18 protein-coding genes are annotated in these 16,672 nt (G+C 59.7%); 12 read left to right on the top strand and 6 right to left on the bottom strand.

Going from position 1 to position 16,672, the window contains the following annotated elements:
- Positions 1–10 precede the first annotated feature (10 nt).
- The 6 genes from A0U92_RS12090 (at position 11) to A0U92_RS12065 (ending at position 5,651) form a co-directional block, all read left to right on the top strand.
- Positions 11–2,026, top strand: a complete 2,016-nt coding sequence (locus tag A0U92_RS12090) for a polysaccharide biosynthesis protein (RefSeq protein WP_077814423.1) — start codon at positions 11–13, stop codon at positions 2,024–2,026.
- Positions 2,023–3,162 (top strand): DegT/DnrJ/EryC1/StrS family aminotransferase, encoded by a 1,140-nt coding sequence (locus tag A0U92_RS12085; RefSeq protein WP_077813446.1) that lies wholly within the window; start codon positions 2,023–2,025, stop codon positions 3,160–3,162. The genes A0U92_RS12090 and A0U92_RS12085 overlap by 4 nt, the downstream gene beginning before the upstream one ends.
- A gap of 15 nt (positions 3,163–3,177) precedes the next feature.
- Complete coding sequence (locus tag A0U92_RS12080; protein ID WP_077813445.1) at positions 3,178–3,648, top strand: hypothetical protein; 471 nt, start codon at positions 3,178–3,180, stop codon at positions 3,646–3,648.
- Positions 3,648–4,244 (top strand): HAD family hydrolase, encoded by a 597-nt coding sequence (locus A0U92_RS12075; protein WP_077813444.1) that lies wholly within the window; start codon positions 3,648–3,650, stop codon positions 4,242–4,244. The genes A0U92_RS12080 and A0U92_RS12075 overlap by 1 nt, the downstream gene beginning before the upstream one ends.
- A 65-nt stretch (positions 4,245–4,309) precedes the next feature.
- Positions 4,310–4,471 carry a hypothetical protein gene (locus A0U92_RS17820; RefSeq protein WP_187668761.1) on the top strand — a complete coding sequence of 54 codons (162 nt, stop codon included), beginning with the start codon at positions 4,310–4,312 and terminating at the stop codon, positions 4,469–4,471.
- Between the two features lie 94 nt (positions 4,472–4,565).
- Entirely contained in the window at positions 4,566–5,651 is a 1,086-nt protein-coding gene (locus A0U92_RS12065) for a glycosyltransferase family 4 protein (protein ID WP_077813442.1), read from the top strand.
- 5 nt (positions 5,652–5,656) lie between these two features.
- Here A0U92_RS12065 and A0U92_RS12060 read toward each other — a convergent pair whose 3' ends face one another.
- Positions 5,657–5,908 (bottom strand): sulfurtransferase TusA family protein, encoded by a 252-nt coding sequence (locus A0U92_RS12060; RefSeq protein WP_077813441.1) that lies wholly within the window; start codon positions 5,906–5,908, stop codon positions 5,657–5,659.
- Positions 5,909–6,122: 214 nt separating this feature from the next.
- Here A0U92_RS12060 and A0U92_RS12055 point away from each other — a divergent pair, with 214 nt between their 5' ends.
- From A0U92_RS12055 to A0U92_RS12040, 4 genes are all read left to right on the top strand, one after another.
- Complete coding sequence (locus tag A0U92_RS12055; protein ID WP_257788166.1) at positions 6,123–6,596, top strand: Fur family transcriptional regulator; 474 nt, start codon at positions 6,123–6,125, stop codon at positions 6,594–6,596.
- Entirely contained in the window at positions 6,593–7,441 is an 849-nt protein-coding gene (locus A0U92_RS12050; RefSeq protein WP_077813439.1) for a GNAT family N-acetyltransferase, read from the top strand. Before A0U92_RS12055 ends, A0U92_RS12050 begins: the two co-directional genes overlap by 4 nt.
- 27 nt (positions 7,442–7,468) lie before the next feature.
- Positions 7,469–9,052 carry an apolipoprotein N-acyltransferase gene (gene lnt, locus A0U92_RS12045; RefSeq protein ID WP_077813438.1) on the top strand — a complete coding sequence of 528 codons (1,584 nt, stop codon included), beginning with the start codon at positions 7,469–7,471 and terminating at the stop codon, positions 9,050–9,052.
- An 81-nt stretch (positions 9,053–9,133) separates the two neighbouring features.
- Positions 9,134–9,619 carry a helix-turn-helix domain-containing protein gene (locus tag A0U92_RS12040; protein WP_077813437.1) on the top strand — a complete coding sequence of 162 codons (486 nt, stop codon included), beginning with the start codon at positions 9,134–9,136 and terminating at the stop codon, positions 9,617–9,619.
- 96 nt (positions 9,620–9,715) lie between these two features.
- Here A0U92_RS12040 and A0U92_RS12035 read toward each other — a convergent pair whose 3' ends face one another.
- A complete protein-coding gene (locus tag A0U92_RS12035; protein WP_236748123.1) occupies positions 9,716–10,123 on the bottom strand; it encodes a hypothetical protein in 408 nt (135 codons plus the stop codon).
- A 197-nt stretch (positions 10,124–10,320) separates the two neighbouring features.
- Here A0U92_RS12035 and ssb point away from each other — a divergent pair, with 197 nt between their 5' ends.
- Positions 10,321–10,872: a single-stranded DNA-binding protein gene (gene ssb, locus A0U92_RS12030; RefSeq protein ID WP_077813436.1), complete on the top strand. Its 552-nt coding sequence runs from the start codon at positions 10,321–10,323 to the stop codon at positions 10,870–10,872.
- Positions 10,873–11,094: 222 nt separating this feature from the next.
- Here the strand turns inward: ssb and A0U92_RS12025 are convergent, their stop codons facing one another.
- Both A0U92_RS12025 and A0U92_RS12020 read right to left on the bottom strand, forming a co-directional pair.
- On the bottom strand, positions 11,095–12,441 hold the full coding sequence (locus A0U92_RS12025) for an autotransporter strand-loop-strand O-heptosyltransferase (protein ID WP_077813435.1): 1,347 nt from the start codon (positions 12,439–12,441) through the stop codon (positions 11,095–11,097).
- A gap of 103 nt (positions 12,442–12,544) precedes the next feature.
- A complete protein-coding gene (locus A0U92_RS12020; RefSeq protein WP_236748122.1) occupies positions 12,545–13,090 on the bottom strand; it encodes a hypothetical protein in 546 nt (181 codons plus the stop codon).
- A 143-nt stretch (positions 13,091–13,233) separates the two neighbouring features.
- Here A0U92_RS12020 and A0U92_RS12015 point away from each other — a divergent pair, with 143 nt between their 5' ends.
- The gene (locus A0U92_RS12015) at positions 13,234–14,079 is read left to right on the top strand and encodes an EcsC family protein (RefSeq protein WP_077813434.1); all 846 of its coding nucleotides are present in this window, start codon (positions 13,234–13,236) and stop codon (positions 14,077–14,079) included.
- Between the two features lie 123 nt (positions 14,080–14,202).
- On the opposite strand, the gene A0U92_RS12010 is transcribed toward A0U92_RS12015, so the two are convergent.
- Positions 14,203–15,636, bottom strand: a complete 1,434-nt coding sequence (locus tag A0U92_RS12010; RefSeq protein WP_236748121.1) for a mannose-1-phosphate guanylyltransferase/mannose-6-phosphate isomerase — start codon at positions 15,634–15,636, stop codon at positions 14,203–14,205.
- 736 nt (positions 15,637–16,372) lie between these two features.
- The gene (locus tag A0U92_RS12000; protein ID WP_010666494.1) at positions 16,373–16,669 is read right to left on the bottom strand and encodes an integration host factor subunit beta; all 297 of its coding nucleotides are present in this window, start codon (positions 16,667–16,669) and stop codon (positions 16,373–16,375) included.
- Positions 16,670–16,672: the final 3 nt, after the last annotated feature.

The raw sequence follows: 16,672 nt of genomic DNA, 5'->3' as shown, positions 1-16,672 counted from the left end.
GGCGAGCGTGATAGTCCCGCAACGCCCGGATGTCGCGCCGCGAAGTACACGGCTGCGACCGCTCAATCGGATTCTGGTCAATGTCCTGCTTGACGGCAGCGTGGCCGCTGTCGCCGCGCCGTTCGCGCGCTGGCTGGCTGCGCCGCGTGACGGACTGCTGCATCCGCTCTGGTTTCTGGCCGGGGGGGCGATCACGCTGGTGGTCAGTGGCCTGCCGTTCAGGATGCCTCAGCAATACTGGCGTTTTTCGGGCCTGTCCGATCTGCTGGGCATCGCGGGTGCGTCCATCGCCAGCGCCGGTCTCTTCACGCTCGGGCTGTACGCCACGGGCTTCCCTCTTCCGAGTCCGACTTTCCCTCTTATCTACGCCCTGACACTGACAGCCATGCTCGGGGGGCTGCGCATGGCCTATCGCCTGTGCAATGGCATCACGCGGCGTAATATCGTGCAGCGACGGATCGTGCTGGTCGGCGCGGACCAGATCGCCGACCTTTATCTCCGTGCGCTCGGGCGCAATCCGGAGGCAGGCGTCCGGGTGACGGGACTGATCGGGCAGGGGACGCACCAGGCCGGTCGCCGTATCCATAATGTGCCGATTCTCGGCCATGTGACGGATATCGCCGCCCTGCTCGATACGATGGCTGCTCATCACACCCTGCCCGATACGCTGGTGGTGACGGACTCGAATTTTCGCGGTGAGGGTCTCGGGCGTGTTCTGGAGGCCGCCGAGGCGCACGGAATCGCCGTCATGCGCGCGCCGGTTCTCACCGACCTCACACCTGCGGACAGGATCGCACTGCGTCCTGTCGCCATCGAGGATCTTCTGAACCGGCCGCAGGTGCCGCTCGACAGGGCGGGCATGGATCGCATGATTCGCGGGGAAGTCGTGATCGTGACCGGCGCAGGCGGCACCATCGGCTCCGAACTGGCGCGGCAGATCGCGGGATTCGGTCCGAAACATCTGGTGCTGCTGGATCACGGCGAGTTCGCCCTGTGGCAGATCGACGTGGAGCTGGGAGAGCTGGCTCCACATATTTCCCGCAGCGTGATCGTGGCCGATGTCCGCGACAGTGACCGCATTGACGAGGTGTTCGCGCAGTTCCGCCCGGCACTGGTGTTTCACGCGGCCGCGCTCAAGCATGTGCCGATTGTTGAAGCGAATGCCTGTGAAGGGCTGCTGACCAACATCGTCGGCACGCGGGTCGTGGCGGATGCAGCCCGGCGTCATGGCGTTCGGGCGCTGGTGATGATCTCGACCGACAAGGCGGTGAATCCATCCAGCCTGATGGGCGCGAGCAAGCGGGCGGCTGAGATGTACTGTCAGGCGCTCGACATCGCCACACGCCATGCCGGTGAGCCGTTGCGCTGCGTGACCGTCAGGTTCGGTAATGTGCTGGGTTCGACCGGCTCGGTCGTGCCGCTGTTCCGCAGGCAGCTTGAGCGCGGTGGTCCGCTGACAGTCACCCACCCTGATATGCGGCGTTATTTCATGACCGTGCCGGAGGCGGTCGGTCTCGTTTTGCAGGCCAGCGTGCGGGGCACTGACGGTCTTCGGTTCGAGCGGGATACAGGCGAGGGCGCTTCACAGACGGAACGCGTTGCCGGAACCGACGCGCTGCTGCGGGAAGGCGGGATCTTCGTGCTCGACATGGGGCAGCCCGTACGGATCGTGGATCTGGCGCGTCAGATGATCCGGCTTGCGGGCCTGCGCCCTGACGAGGACGTGAAGATCACCTTCACAGGCCAGCGTCCCGGTGAAAAGCTGTTCGAGGAACTGTTTCATGGCCGCGAGGCGCCTGTGCCGACCGATGCGCCGGGCCTGCTGATGGCAGCCCCGCGTGTTGTGGACTATCAGGATGTGGCGCACGCGGTAGACCGGATTGCGGTTCTGGCGCATGCAGGAGACACGGAAGCGGCGATGACCGTGTTGCGCTATCTTGTGCCGGAATTCGATCACAACGCGACCGGTGAGGCGAAGGACGCCCCGCCGGACATCGATCAGGACAGGGAGAGCTTGACCTCATGACCACGCCGGACGGGCAGAAGCCGATTGCTTTCCTTGATCTCCCGGCGCAGCAGCGTCGCCTCGGCGCGCCGCTGAAGCAGCGGATCGACACTGTTCTGGAACATTGCCGCTTTGTGCTTGGTCCGGAAGTCACCGAGCTGGAAGAGCGGCTCGCGGCATGGTCGGGAGTCGGCCATTGCGTCGGCGTCTCATCCGGCACGGATGCGCTCCAGATCGTCATGATGGCGGAGAATATCGGACCCGGCGACGCCGTGTTCCTTCCGGCCTTCACCTATACGGCGACGGCGGAAGTGCCTCTCGTGCTGGGGGCAACGCCGGTGTTCGTCGATGTCGATCCGGCTACGTTCCAGATCGATCCGGCCAGTCTGCGCGAGCGGATCGAGAAAGTCCGCAGGGACGGCAAGCTGAAACCGCGCGCGATTGTTGGCGTGGACCTGTTCGGTCAGCCCGCGCCGTGGGATGTGTTGCGCGAGATTGCTTCGGATTATGGCCTGTTCCTGATGGATGACTGCGCCCAGTCCTTTGGCGGCGCGTATCATGGCCGTAATCTTGGCGCGGAAGCCGTTGCGACGACCCTGTCGTTTTTCCCATCCAAGCCGCTCGGCGGTTATGGCGATGGCGGCGCAATCCTGACAGATGATGCGGAGCGGGCCGAGCTGTATCGTTCACTGCGCACACATGGTGAGGGAAAGACCCGTTATCAGGTGCTTCGCACAGGCATGAACGGGCGTCTCGACACGTTGCAGGCGGCTGTTCTGCTGGCCAAGCTGGACGTGTTCAGGGAAGAACTGGCGCGACGCGACGCGATCGCGGATGCTTATGATGCCGGACTGAAGGATGTAGTGGCTGTGCCTGCCCGTGTGCCGGACAGCGCCAGCGCGTGGGCGATCTATGCCGTCCTGCTGAAGGATTCCGCCGAGCGGAGTGCGACGCAGGAGCGGCTGACAGCGGCAGGCGTGCCGTCGGCGATCTATTATCCGCTGCCGCTGCACCATCAGCCGGCGTACCGGGATCATCATGACGGTGTTGCGCTGCCGGTTTCCGAATCCCTTGCACAGCGGATTCTGGCGCTGCCGATCCACCCCGAACTGACTGACGCGGAGGTCGCCCGCGTGATCGCCGCCATGCGTGGCTGAAGGACTGACAGGATTATGAGGAAGGAAACCGCGTTCATCATCACCTTTCTGGTGTTCACAATCGGAACGGCGCTGGTGATCTGGATGGCGGCGCTGCCGAATTTTGTGGCCGTCAGATTTCCCGAAGTAACAGCGGGCAAGGTCGTGACGGGGCCGATGCGACAGTCCCGTCCGCTCACGCAGGGTGAAGTCGCCATGCTGAATGACTGGTTCAGACATCATCCGGGCGGGTGGGGACCGCTGAGCCAGACGCCTCCTTCCAGTGGCGATGCGCGTGTGGAACTTGAAGGCACCACAGACGGTCATGCTGATCCGATCGTGTTGACGCTGTGGACCGGGATCAGCGCGGCGGACTGGAACAACACCGTTTTTCTGGAATCACCGGACGGTTCAAAGGTGCGTACGGAAAGCTTCTCCGACAAGGACTTCGAGCCACTCCGCAAACTTGCTGACGGACAGGTTTTCCCCCGGTCGGCTTTCCCCTGATGCAGGTGGTCGCCGGAACGGAAGCGCTCATCTTTGACTGCGACGGCACGCTGGTCGACAGTCTGCCGCTCTATCTCGCGGCCTGGCTTGAGGCTCTGAAGATCAAGGGTGGCTTGGACGTGTCGTCGGACTGGTTCTTCAGTCGCCGGGGCTATTCCGAAGGGATGGTCCTGTCGGAACTGGAGAAGACGCGCGGTGTCGCGCTTGACCGGGCTGCGATCATGGCCGCTACACGGGAAGGGGTGCGCAACCGTCTGCCCGGCGTGAAACAGAACGTGCCGGTTGTGGCGCTGGTGCGGGAATGGGTGGGACGACTACCGCTCGCCGTGGCGTCCAGCGGTTCAAGGGAGGTGGTGGAAGCATCTCTCGCGGCCATCGGGCTGCTCGAGGTTTTTGATGCTATCGTGACGATCGAGGACGTGGGGCGTCCGAAACCTGCGCCCGACATCTATCTGCTGGCGGCGAAGCGGCTGGGTGTGGAGCCGTCATGCTGTCTGGTCTTTGAAGACAGTAATGAAGGACTGGAAGCGGCTCATGCGGCAGGTATGTCGGCGCAGGATGTGCGGTCGTGGTCGGACTTTCGTGAGGGCATGTGATGGAAATTCGCTGCGCCCGCTGTCATGCTCCGCTGGAGTGCCTGGCATCTTCGGAATGCTGGTGCATGGAATTGCCGCCGGGACTGCCTGTTCCATCCGGTCAGAAGAATGAAGGCTGTTACTATCCAACCTGTCTTGTCGCTGTCATGACGTCGGCTCCGGTCAATGATATTCAGCCTGATACCAGCACAGACGGACTCAGCAAGCTGACAGAAACGCCGTGCTGAACTTCCCTTTGTCTCTGTTTTGCACACAGATGGCGAAGACCATTATTATGACCATCAATTGCCAGATAAGGCGGCGAGCCTGAGGAGTGGCCGAATGAAAGTTTTTGTGCATCTGGCCCGTGGATTTGGTGATGAGACATGGGGAGAGCGCTGGCGGTCTGGCAAACTGCTCGGTCTGAACGAAGAACATGCCTACGGGTATGATCATGCCGCTTCTCCCGATGTGCAGGTCGTCTACGCGTCCGATTTCCCTGAGACACGGCTTCAGAAGCTTGTCCGTTATGCCGGACGCGCCATCCTCGGATTCGACGTCGTGCATGCGTGGCGGAATCGCGAGAAGCTGCTGGCGGCGGATGTTGTGTGGACTCATACGGAGTCCCAGACGCTCGGTGTGCTGCTGCTCTTTCATCTGACGCGGGGGCGTGTTCCCAGGCTGCTCGGCCAGACTGTCTGGCTGGTGGACCGATGGGCGAAACAGCCATGGCCGCGCCGCCTGCTCTATCGCTTTCTGCTGCATCGGCTGGACGTGCTGACGACGTTATCATCGTTGAATTGCAGCGATGCCCGGTCCCTGTTTCCATGGGTGCGCGTGGAAAGTGTTCTCTTCGGGATCAAGGCGGATGGCATGCGGCCGGCGCGTGGTCCGCATAACAATGGTCCGCTGAAAGTTCTCTCGTTAGGCAATGACGAGCATCGTGACTGGCCGACGCTCTGTGATGCGATGTCATCCCTGCCGGACGCGACGCTGCGGATTGCCAGCGGCGCCAAGGCCGCGGCCAGGGCGGCGAAAGGGCACCGCAATATTGAAGTGATGAAAATCCGCGATAACGCCACCCTGTTCGCGGCGTATGAGCACGCCGATGTCGTGGTGGTGCCGTTGAGCGAGAACCGTCATGCCTCGGGGATTACGGTCATTCTTGAGGCGGTTTATTTTGGTGTGCCGGTTGTCGCCACGGACTGCGGTGGTCTGACGGACTATCTTGATCACGATTCGGTTCTTTACGTGCCGCCGGGTGATCCTGCGGCGCTCGCTGCCGCGATTCGGTCGGTCAGGGAGAATCCGGAGGTCGCGAAAAAGCGTGTTGAAAAGGCGCAGGAGCGCATGAAGACGACCCTGAGCTCCGTCGCCTACGCGCAACGGTATGTTGCGCTGTCACGCGACGTCTGCGGGACGGTCTGACGGCTTCAGCCCTCTTCCTTCTTGCGAATCGTCAGGATGTGGTTCCCGTCGCTTTCTTCTTCGATGGCGAGAATCGTATGACCTAGCGACTTGGCGGAGCGTGTGACATTCTTCAGCGGCTCTTCACCATGAAGCGTGACGCGCAGCAGGCCGCCGTCGGGCATTCCGTCAAGAGCGAGCCGGGTCCGCACGAATGTCATGGGACAGGTCTCTCGGGTGATATCCAGAAGAAGGGGAAGGGTATCGGACTCTTTCATGGCGTCCTATGTGGCGGCAGGAGCGGTCCGCTTCAAGTTCCACGGAATTGTGTGGTAAGTATCAACAAAGCGCGGCCTGTGAGTGGACAAACCGCGTGAAAATCAGCTAGGCGGAGCATATGGTTGCGCATACACAGGCAGCAGGACGTATGCCGTGAGTCCGGCTTCTACCCCATCTCCTTTCCGTCAGGCTTCCAAAGCCAAGGCAGAAGATCTGTCCGATTCCCGCATTGCACGGCTATGCGTGGAACGCGGGCTCAAGATGACCGGCCAGCGCCGTGTGATCGCCCGTGTCCTTTCGGATGCGGAAGATCATCCGGATGTGGAGGAGCTGTATCGCCGCGCGTCCGATCTCGACCCCAGGATTTCGGTCGCCACGGTCTATAGGACCGTGCGTCTGCTTGAGGAAAAAGGTATTCTCGAGCGTCGTGACTTCGGCGGCGGCCGTGCCCGATACGAGGCGACGGAGCATGGCCGTCACTATCATCTTATCGATGTTGAAACCGGCAAGGTTCTGGAATTCGAGGATGAGGAGCATGAGGCGCTGATGCGTCAGATTGCCAACCGCCTTGGATTCGAACTGATTTCCATGCGGCTCGAACTGTTCGGTCGGCGTCTGGCGACTCCAGATGTGGCGAAGAGCGAGCGCCCCAAAGCGGCAAAAAAAGCACGGGGAACCGGCAAGTGAGTGTTGAAAGCCCGCGAACCGGCGGTCTCTCCGCTCTCGATCTGGACCGTGACGGCTTTCATGAACTGCGCGGCGGAAATCTCGGCGTTCGGATCGCGTCCACGCAGGAAGAGATCGAGGCTGCCCAGGCGCTCCGCTATCGTGTGTTTTTCGAGGAAATGGGTGCGCAGCCTGATGAGCGCACCTTTCGTCTCAAGCGCGATATCGACGAATTTGATGATTATGCGGACCATCTTCTGGTCATCGACCACGCCGTTTCCTCCGGCGCGGCCGGTGTGGTCGGAACCTATCGTCTCATGCAGGGCGATCGGGCGTCAAAGCTTGGTCGTTTCTACAGCGAGAGCGAATTCGATATCGGTCCGCTGAAAAAGTTTCCCGGACGCCTGCTGGAAGTCGGTCGTTCCTGCATCGACATCCGTTATCGCGGGCGTGCGGCCATGCAACTGCTCTGGCGCGGCATTGCGTCCTACATCTTTCTGCACAAGATCGACGTTCTGTTCGGCTGCGCCAGTCTGCCGGGGACAAACCCCGAAGAGCTGAGCGAAGAGCTGACCTATCTCTACCATAATCACCTCGCGCCTCCCGCGTTGCGGGTGAAGGCTCTTCCCGATCGTCGGGTGGAAATGCTGCGGCAGGACCCATTGACCCTCGACCGCCGCCGGGCGCTTACCCGCCTGCCGCCGCTGATCAAGGGCTATCTGCGTCTTGGTGGATATGTTGGTGACGGCGCGGTGGTGGACCCGCAGTTCAGGACAACCGATGTCGCCGTTCTCGTGAAAAGCGAGCTGATGACCGATAAATATTATCGTCATTATGAGCGTCGGCTGCGTGACGCTCTCGACTGAGAGAACTGCAGTCTGGCTTGTGATCCGATGAGGGCTGCTGACCGCAAGGCGGCAGGACTGCCCAAGCGGATCGGGAGTGCTCTGGGCGATACGTGGAAACCACTTCTTGCGGGCGGTGTCGCCGCTTTCGCGTTTCCACCCCTGCACCTTCTTCCGCTTCTTCCCTTCGCCTTTCTGGTGCTGATGCGCGCGATTGATCGTGCCCGCAGCACGCGGCAGGCGGCTCTGGCCGGTTTTGCTTTCGGGTTTGGCCTGCATGCTGTCGGCCTTTACTGGCTCATCAACGCCATCCTGATTCGCGCCAGCGAGTTCTGGTGGTTCGTTCCGTTCCCGTCACTCGGTTGCGCGCTGATTCTTGCGCCCTTCGCCGCGCTACCGGCAGCATTATGTCGCTGTGTTCCGGCAGGATGGCGGCGGTGCGTTCTGTTCGCGGCGACATGGACCCTCTGCGATATGGGACGTCTGTTCCTGTTCAGCGGCTTTACGTGGAATCCGCTCGGGAGTGACTGGGCTGTTCATGGACTTGCGGGCGACATCATGATCCAGCCTGCCGCATGGATCGGTGTGGACGGGCTGACGCTTCTGACGGTGCTTCTCGCGCTGATCATGCCTCTGGGGCGCAAGGTTGCTGCTTTCTGCGTCATCGCGGTTCTGCTTTGGGCAGGAACTGGTGTGCTGCGTTTTTATGGTCTTGAACGTCAGGCGGATGTTTCGGCAGCCAGCGCCACGACTCCTGTTGTCGCGCTGGTGCAGGGTAATGTGCCGGAACAGGAAAAGATCAGCCGCTCTGACATGCAGAAGGTTTTCGAGCGTTATCTGCGTCTCACCCGGCAAGGTGTGACTCAGGCGCTGGAAGAAAGTGGCCGGACACAGGGCGCGGCTCATCCGGTTGTTTATGTCTGGCCGGAAACGGCTTTCCCCGGCGTGCTGGAAGAGGATCCGGAAGCGCGCTCCATGATCGCGCGCGCGGCGGAGGGAGCCAGCGCGGGGATTATCGGCACGCTACGGATCGGGCCGGATCAGCATTGGCGTAATTCTGTTGTTGAGCTTGATGAAACCGGGACAGTCACGGGTGTCTATGACAAGGCGACTCTTGTGCCGTTCGGCGAATATCAGCCGCGCTTCCTGCCGTTACAGGTGGTTCCGGGCGGCGGTATGACGCCAGGCCCTGGGCCTCGGAGCTGGCATTTTCCGGGTCTTGAAGCGGTGGGCCCGTTGATCTGTTACGAAGTGATTTTTTCGGGTCATGTGATTGACCCTCATGACCGACCGGGCTGGCTGGTCAACGTCACGAACGATGCGTGGTACGGTAACAGCGCCGGTCCCCGTCAGCATCTGGCGGCTGTCAGATTGCGGGCTGTGGAAGAAGGACTGCCGGTGGCCCGTGCCGCCAATACCGGTGTGTCGATCGTTTATGATGCACGGGGCCATGACCTCGGCAGACTGGAATGGGGGATGGAAGGTGCGCTGGTCAGGGCCATGCCGCCCGCGCTGCCTCCAACATTTTTCTCGCGATTTGGACAGAAGATCCCGGCCGCGTTGTGTCTTCTGGCGGCGCTTATCGCGCTTTTCCCATCACGTTCAGGATGGCGCTTGCGGTCAGATGGTTAATACAGGTTAACAAATTCATCTTCAGGTTGTATGTTTACATTCTTCTAACCCACAGGTGTGGTTGCTCCGGGGGACAAGGGTATGGCGACAACAGAAGAAGGCGGATCACGAGGCAGCGACCTCGACGCCCATGTGGGAGCCCGCATCCGTCTGCGTCGCACCATGCTGGGGATGTCCCAGGAAAAACTGGGTGAGGCGATCAGCCTGACCTTTCAGCAGATCCAGAAATATGAACGCGGCACAAACCGTGTCAGCGCCTCGCGCCTGTTCGAGATTGCCAAGGTTCTCGATGTTCCCATCGGGTTCTTCTACGATGATATGCCTCTGGCGCCTTCCGCAGTGCCTCTCGAAGCCCCGCAGACCGGACCGGTCATGGGGTTTGCCGAGGCGCAGCAGGGATTTGGCGGTCCGCCCATGTCCGGGACGCCTTCCCCGGCAACGGTCGATGCGGCTGTGCTGTCTCGCCGGGAAACGCTTGAGCTTGTGCGGGCCTATTACCGTATTCCCGACGCCGGCGTGAGAAAGCGCGTGCTGGATCTGATCCGTTCAATGGCCCCCACAGAGTAATCCGAAGAATAAAGGGCAGAGGTTTCCGATACTCCGGATTTCTGCCTGATCCGTTTTTCTGCGCCCGCTCCCTTGATCTGAAAAAGACGCCGTTCTTTACGGCTGCGGTGGTCCGGGAAGGGGTGTCCAGTGTGTCGGGCGACCATGTGGAGCCAGACGCCAGCGGCGATCCTGCGCATCCCAGAGATCCATCCAGATATAATCTCCCCGGCCTTCTATATGCAGAAACAGCAGGACAGCGCTCCCGTCGCGGGGTGCTGAACTGATGGGCCGCCAGATATTGGCGACGAATGCTTCAAGCCCCAGTTGCATCCGCGTGCGGTAATGAGCCCGGGCCTTGGGGTCGAGATCATCCCAGGCCGCTCCGCAATAGGCGTAGTAGGCTTCAGCCGCGGCTTCGAGCTGCTCCCGACCGATCAGCCGGGTCGCTGTCGGGTGAGGGGTGGACGCTCCGGAAGAGGTCGGGTTTTTTGCCGGATCGTGTGGCGGGGGAGAACGGTTCAAGTGCTGGCCATGACTGAGAATGATGGAACAATAAGCGCGGAGATGGCATGTTAATTCAAGAGCTGATGCGTTCGATTGCAGATTAATCGCTTTGCAGGAAGACCGGCTGAGGGTTACCAGACATCCACGGTGAGAGTGCCATGTCCCTTTCCACGGAACGCAGGAACTCTGCACGGCAGAATAAATGAGGAGCCATAATGGCAGGCAGCGTGAACAAGGTCATTCTGGTCGGGAATCTCGGGAAAGATCCGGAAATCCGTACCAGCCAGAACGGGCAGAAAATCGTGTCGCTTTCAGTGGCTACGAGCGACACATGGAACGACCGCGCCTCTGGCGAGCGGCGTGAACGTACCGAGTGGCATCGTGTTGTGGTGTTCAATGACCGGTTGGCGGACGTAGCGGAACGATTCCTGAGAAAAGGCCGGAAGGTCTATCTCGAAGGTGTTTTGCAGACCCGCAAATGGACCGATCAGTCAGGACAGGAAAAATACACGACGGAGGTCGTTCTGGATCGGTTCCGTGGCGAACTGGTGCTGCTGGATGGTCGGGGTTCCGGTGATGGTGACGATGCCGGTGGTTACGGTGGCGGCTCGGAAGCGGCTGGTGGCGGTTATGGTGGTGGCGCGTCGGCCGCTCGTCGTCTTCCCGGCGGCGGTGGTGCTTCAGCTCCGCGTAGCAGCGGTCCTGCATCCACAGGCGGCTGGGATGCGCCGGGTGGCAGCGATCTGGACGACGAAATCCCGTTCTGATCGACCCGTATTACAGGAGAGTTGATCGTGAGGCGGGGCGTCCTGCTCCGTCTCGCCCGCTGGAAACGCGCCACTGACAGACCGAAAACGCTTTCGGCACAGTGTTTCAATAAAACGGACTTTTCACGTCCGGACGCCTCCCACGGTTCCACCAGCGGCACATGTCTCATGTCCCGGATTTATTTCCGGTGTTCGTGTGAAACCGTGCGCCAGAAGCCCTGCCTAAAAGGCGGCTTCAGGGTTTTTCACCGGAAAGCCCGGGATCGTTTTGATGACCCGTTTCAGGTGTTCGACCGTGATCAGGCGCGTGCACTCAAACTGACGCGGTGTGCCAGCATGACGGGGACACCATAGAAAATCCTTGTGATCAAACCGGTGTGTCGGATCATTCCAGCAGGAATTGCAGGCGTGCCAGTTCACGATGCGCCATGGCGTGTGAAATTCGTTGGTGGGGTGAGTAAACCCGGCAATCATCACAACCTTGCAACGTGCGGCCCATGCCAGCCATGACAGACCGCTGGAGAGACCGATGAAGAACTCGGCATGACGCAGCCATCGCACACGTTCCGCCAGTGACCGGTCACCGGTCTGATCTTCCGCGCCATAGGGGATCTGGTTCCAGACGATGCCGGTCCCATGAACGGGCTTCTGATCGATGCAGATAACCCGATAGCCGCAGTCTTTCAGATACGCGACAAGCTGAAGCCAGCCACCGGGATTGTTCCAGTATTTACACTGTGAGCTGCTCTGTGCGGCGATGCAGACATAAGGTTCTTCAATCGGTCGGGTAGGATCTTCGTCCGGTGCGATGACCGGCTGCTCTTCTGTCGGATCGACCCCGAGGATGTAGCCTGCGGTCCTGTGCAGACCCACAAGACGGAAGTCGGTCGGCTGCCAGATGTTGGCCTGATCGTCGAAAAACAGACCGATTGTATAGGTCGCATAGAAGGTCTTGAGCGTGTCGCTGTTTTCGATTTCTTCCGGCGTGACAAAAGTGATGTGCGGGTAGGAACTCCTGAACAGCGGGATGATCGGGGCGGCCATGACGCATGTCACCTTGCAGTCACGTACTTCCGCGAAGCGGGCGACATAGGGGAACCATCCCAGCGTATCGCCCAGCGTGCCGACCGGAAGCTGGATCAGGACAGACCGGTTCCGGCAGTCGTACTCGTGTGACAGGACAAGGGTTCCGGCTTCATCATGAATCTGGATGCCGAAGCGGACGTAGAAACGTTTGGAGCTGTTGACGGTCGCTTTGCCTGTTGTCGTCTCGAACAGGATGTTTCCCGTATCGAGATCCCTGAGGCGAATCGTCCACTTTCCATCCGGCAGAGCGACACGGCAGCCGAGGTTGAAATCGTAGCGTATGCCAGCCGGGCCTTCCTGTGTGGGAAGCCTGGCTGCGCCGATGAAAGCGGCCTTCTCGGCCTTTTCGTCTTTTTTGCCGGTATTGCCGTCTCCCACACTGCCGACATCTGCACCGGGCGCCTCTCCAGAGGAGCAGCCGGTCAGAGGAAGGGTAGCATCCGTGACCGGAGCATCAGAGAGGGGGGCTTCTGTTGCAGACATGAGGCTCTTGATAAACGGAAGGTTGCAGGGCTCAGGAACGTTTCAGCTGTTAAAGGTGAAATATTATAAGAAACAGCTAATGACGGTCTGCCCACTGTCGGCATTAAGGTTCGCCGGCGGACCCTGCGCTTCCGACAGCATCGCCCCCACGTCCGGACTGACCTGCGTAGGTATGATAGGTGAAAGGCGCATTGTAGGGCGCAGCAACAGGTGCGATGAATTTGACAGGCACGCCGAAGATATCGAACTGCGTTGCGCCGTTATTGGCGTCTCTCGGAATCTGCTGTGCTTCAATGGATGGCAGCGGCTCGCCATGCGGCGTTTTGCGCACGTCCAGAGAATAATGCGATTCTATGGTCTCATCGATGTCTTCGACAGGTTCATAACCGTCCGGCGGTGGCGGAGCGCCTTCCTGCGATTCCACCGAACGGGCCGTTGTCGCCGGCGCAAGCTTGCCGGAAGACAGATCGGCATGCTGCTTTGTCTTGTGGCGAGGCGTATGCGTCGCCGCGACTGCGTGCTGGCACAACACCGGCCCGGCCAGAATAATGGCCAGAGTGAGGCTGGCGGTCGTTTTTCCCAGAACCACTCTGAACAGGCCCTTTCGCGAAGAGGGCGACCCCATGGGGGTGGACGATAACATGGTCATGATGCCTTCCTGACACGGCGATAACGGCAAAGTCGGACGTATGGCGCTTGCGGTCAATGAATGTTTCCGCAACCTTGCGCGAACGAAAGCGCTTATATTTATAAGTAGCAACACATGAGCCAGTTGGAACAGGACACCATCCGATGACCGTAAGCACAGGACAACAACTTGCTCCATTAGCTCTCACGGATGGGCAGATCCTGGAGCTTGAAAATGCACTGAGACAGGTGGAGGCCGGGCGGGGCATTCTGGTTCGCATGGCTGACCTCATGGGCGGCGCTGTTGGACACGCCACCCGACTCGGTCTGCGGGGACTCGGGATGACGCCCCGCATACAGGACAAGCTCAAAGGGATTGCCGAAACAGCCATCGCCCGGTCATTTGATGTGGCCATTCTGGGGATGTCCGGCCCGGTCGATGCTGCCGCCAGTGGTGAAGCAGCGGATCGACGGGCGGGCAAAGGCGTGCGTGAGAAAACCTTGCAGGCTGCTGTCGCCGTATCCGGTGCGGTAGGCGGCTTCGCAGGTCTCGCCGGGCTGGCGCCCGATATCAGTTTCACCACCCTGACCATCATGCGGGAGATCGCGAGGATTGCCCGCGAGGAAGGTGAGGATTTGTCTGATCCCGACTCCCGTCGTGCCTGTCTTGAAGTCTTCGCTCTGCGGGCTTTCCCCAATATTGGCGAGGGGCGGGAGAGCGAACTGGGGTATTTTTCCGCCCGTACAGTGCTGCGTGGTCGCCCGGTTGTCATGCTGATTTCCGAGGTCGCGTCGCATTACGGGCTGGCGCTGGGTCAGAAGATCTCGCTGCAACTTATGCCGGTGGCGGGCGCGCTCTGCGGGGCGTCCCTGAACGCGGCGTTCCTCGCTCATTATCAGGCCCTGGCGCGGGCGCACTTTACCATCCGTCGCCTGGAACGTGAGCATGGCCCAACGGTACGGGATACCGCCATTGCGTTGCGTGATCTCGCGAGTAATCAGGACGAATGATTTTTTGTGAGAAGCATTCTGGAAACAGGTATTTCCCGGAAAAATCTGGAAGCGGTTTGAAATGAGAACAGAGGCTTCTCTGGAGAAGCCTCTGTTCTGGTTCCACAAAGCGTAAAAATTCTGTCAGGACCGGTTGTAGGTATCCTCGAGCCGTACGATGTCGTCCTCACCCAGATAGGCCCCGGTCTGTACTTCAATCAGGGTCAGCGGGATCTTGCCGGGATTTTCCATGCGGTGAACGCAGCCCTGCGGCAGATAGATGCTCTCGTTTTCACGCACGAGAACCTTGTCTTCATCGCGTGTCACCAGCGCGACGCCACCGACCACAATCCAGTGTTCGGCGCGGTGGAAGTGTTTCTGCAGAGAGAGTTTCTCTCCCGGCTGGACGACAATCCGTTTGACCTGAAAGCGATCGTTCTGGATCAGGCTCTCATAGAACCCCCATGGACGATAGCAGCGGTTGTGACTCGCAGCTTCCGGACGTTTGGCTTTCTTCAGGCGATCGACGATTTTCTTGACGTCCTGCGCCCGATCGCGATGGGTGACCAGAACGGCGTCATCCGTCGTTACAACCACCAGATCATCGACCCCGGCGACCGCCGTCAGATATTTCTCGGAACGCACATAGCTGTTCTTCGAATCTTCGATCAGCACATCACCAACGGCGACATTGCCAGCCGGGTCCTTCTGGCTGATATCCCACAGCGCATCCCAGCTTCCGACATCCGACCAGCCGAGATCTGCGGGCACCACGGCGACATTGCTGCTCCGTTCGGCGATGGCGTAGTCAATCGAGATATCGGGTGCGGCCTTGAATTCCTCGATGCCGAGGCGCTCGAAGAAAAGATCACCTTTCCGGGCTTCGAAGGCGGCTCGTACGGCCGTCATGACCTCCGGCGCATGCTCTTCCATTTCACGAATCAGGGTGTCGGCCCTGAACACGAACATGCCGGAGTTCCAAAGATAATCGCCGGACCTGAGGAAGAACTCGGCCTGTTCCGTGTCTGGTTTCTCACGGAAAGCCTTGACTGTGGAGACGCCTTCCAATCCGGAGATCGCCTGTCCGACTTCGATGTAACCGTAGCCGGTTTCGGGGCGTGTCGGCTTCATGCCGAAGGTCACGACCAGTCCCTGTTCAGCGCCGGCGACAGCGTTCTGCATGGCGGAACTCAGGGCTTCCGGCTTTGTAATGGCGGCGTCGGCGGCCATGAGCCACAATACAGCCTGCGGATCTGTCTGGGCGACCAGCAGGGCCGCGGCGGCAATGGCTGGAGCGGAGTTCCGCCCCACCGGTTCCAGCAGGATTTTCGGCGAGTCTACTCCTGCTTCACGGAGTTGTTCCGCGATCAGGAAACGATGTTCTTCATTGCAGACGATCACAGGTGCGGAGACTGAAACGTCTCTCGCTCTCAGAGCCGTTTCCTGCAGAAGGGATTGGGCGCTCAGCAAAGGCCACAGTTGCTTGGGGAAACTTGCGCGTGACATCGGCCATAAACGGGTTCCCGAACCCCCGGAAAGAATGACGGGTATGACGGTCGAAGCATTTTTGTCTGTCATCTGGATCCCTGTTCTGTTCATGACGACGCTTGCTTCCTTTCGCGAGTCAGACGTCTAGTCTGATGACACTCCGAGAAAACATTTTCGCCGCAGGCCGCTGATGCACGAAACTTAGCCCAACAAAGATCGGGATGTAATCCGTAGGATCATAAATCAAGGCTAATGAAACAGAGAGATAATTTGTCGAAAAGGCTATTTCATCGTGGGTTGATTAAAATCTTATCAAATAGTGTCTATGTGGCTTTATCCACGACGGCGGATATGTTTACCCGGCATGCAGCCATGTTTGCCATCCGTGTAATAGATGGCCCGCCCGACGGGAGCCAGAAGCCTGCCGTGAGAACCGATGGCGCGCAGTTTGCGGCCATGTGTTACGATAACGGAGCCGCCGGAAAGGCAGCCTTGAAATATTGATTTTTTATGATGATGCGCTTTACCGTGGAAGGCGATGCGCGGCGGGGATGCGTACCCGGGTAGGTCGTGCCCATGCGCCTGTGTCTGGACAGTCAGACAGGCGATAAGCAGCAGGCCTCCAGCTTTCGACGCAGTGAGCCTCAGGCTGTTTGCCCGCTTTAAGCTGCAATCTGACAAGCCGCAAACGAAAGCCATAACAGCGCCCGGAAAAACGGCCGTCGAAATCTGACCGTGCAATAAGATCAGTTCTAACAGTATATCAGAAGCACGCACAAGGCATGTGGGGTGAGGGCGTTAATCTGCATGAGACGCTATGACGCGGCTATTCGTCTTGTGGCGTTGCTCCGTTGACACGCTCTCGCAGCTCTTTGCCAGCCTTGAAAAAAGGCACGACTTTCTCATCCACAGAAACGGATTCTCCAGTGCGTGGATTGCGCCCCGCTCTGGCTTCCCGTTTCTTGACGGTAAAAGCTCCGAAACCGCGGAGTTCTACACGATCTCCGCGTGCAAGCGCACTTGTCAGTTCGTCGAAAATCGTATGAACGATTAATTCAACGTCCTTGAGTAAAAGATGAGGATTCGCCGCTGCTATTTCAGCGACAAGCTCGGATCTGGTCATCTC

The sequence above is a fragment of the Acetobacter aceti genome, assembly GCF_002005445.1.
GTDB lineage: Bacteria > Pseudomonadota > Alphaproteobacteria > Acetobacterales > Acetobacteraceae > Acetobacter > Acetobacter aceti_B.
The sequence above is the reverse complement of the archived record's forward strand: the minus strand, read 5'-3'. Positions and strand labels throughout refer to the sequence as shown.

What these genes read in the sequence shown, in the direction of transcription:
- lnt (WP_077813438.1), top strand. Translation starts at nt 7,469, where the DNA reads ATGAGGGCTGCTGACCGCAAGGCGGCAGGACTGCCCAAGCGGATCGGG.
- A0U92_RS12080 (WP_077813445.1), top strand. Translation starts at nt 3,178, where the DNA reads ATGAGGAAGGAAACCGCGTTCATCATCACCTTTCTGGTGTTCACAATC.
- ssb (WP_077813436.1), top strand. Translation starts at nt 10,321, where the DNA reads ATGGCAGGCAGCGTGAACAAGGTCATTCTGGTCGGGAATCTCGGGAAA.
- A0U92_RS12065 (WP_077813442.1), top strand. Translation starts at nt 4,566, where the DNA reads ATGAAAGTTTTTGTGCATCTGGCCCGTGGATTTGGTGATGAGACATGG.
- A0U92_RS12025 (WP_077813435.1), bottom strand. Translation starts at nt 12,441, where the DNA reads ATGTCTGCAACAGAAGCCCCCCTCTCTGATGCTCCGGTCACGGATGCT.
- A0U92_RS12075 (WP_077813444.1), top strand. Translation starts at nt 3,648, where the DNA reads ATGCAGGTGGTCGCCGGAACGGAAGCGCTCATCTTTGACTGCGACGGC.
- A0U92_RS12020 (WP_236748122.1), bottom strand. Translation starts at nt 13,090, where the DNA reads ATGACCATGTTATCGTCCACCCCCATGGGGTCGCCCTCTTCGCGAAAG.
- A0U92_RS12010 (WP_236748121.1), bottom strand. Translation starts at nt 15,636, where the DNA reads ATGACAGACAAAAATGCTTCGACCGTCATACCCGTCATTCTTTCCGGG.
- A0U92_RS12000 (WP_010666494.1), bottom strand. Translation starts at nt 16,669, where the DNA reads ATGACCAGATCCGAGCTTGTCGCTGAAATAGCAGCGGCGAATCCTCAT.
- A0U92_RS17820 (WP_187668761.1), top strand. Translation starts at nt 4,310, where the DNA reads ATGGAATTGCCGCCGGGACTGCCTGTTCCATCCGGTCAGAAGAATGAA.
- A0U92_RS12015 (WP_077813434.1), top strand. Translation starts at nt 13,234, where the DNA reads ATGACCGTAAGCACAGGACAACAACTTGCTCCATTAGCTCTCACGGAT.
- A0U92_RS12060 (WP_077813441.1), bottom strand. Translation starts at nt 5,908, where the DNA reads ATGAAAGAGTCCGATACCCTTCCCCTTCTTCTGGATATCACCCGAGAG.
- A0U92_RS12040 (WP_077813437.1), top strand. Translation starts at nt 9,134, where the DNA reads ATGGCGACAACAGAAGAAGGCGGATCACGAGGCAGCGACCTCGACGCC.
- A0U92_RS12085 (WP_077813446.1), top strand. Translation starts at nt 2,023, where the DNA reads ATGACCACGCCGGACGGGCAGAAGCCGATTGCTTTCCTTGATCTCCCG.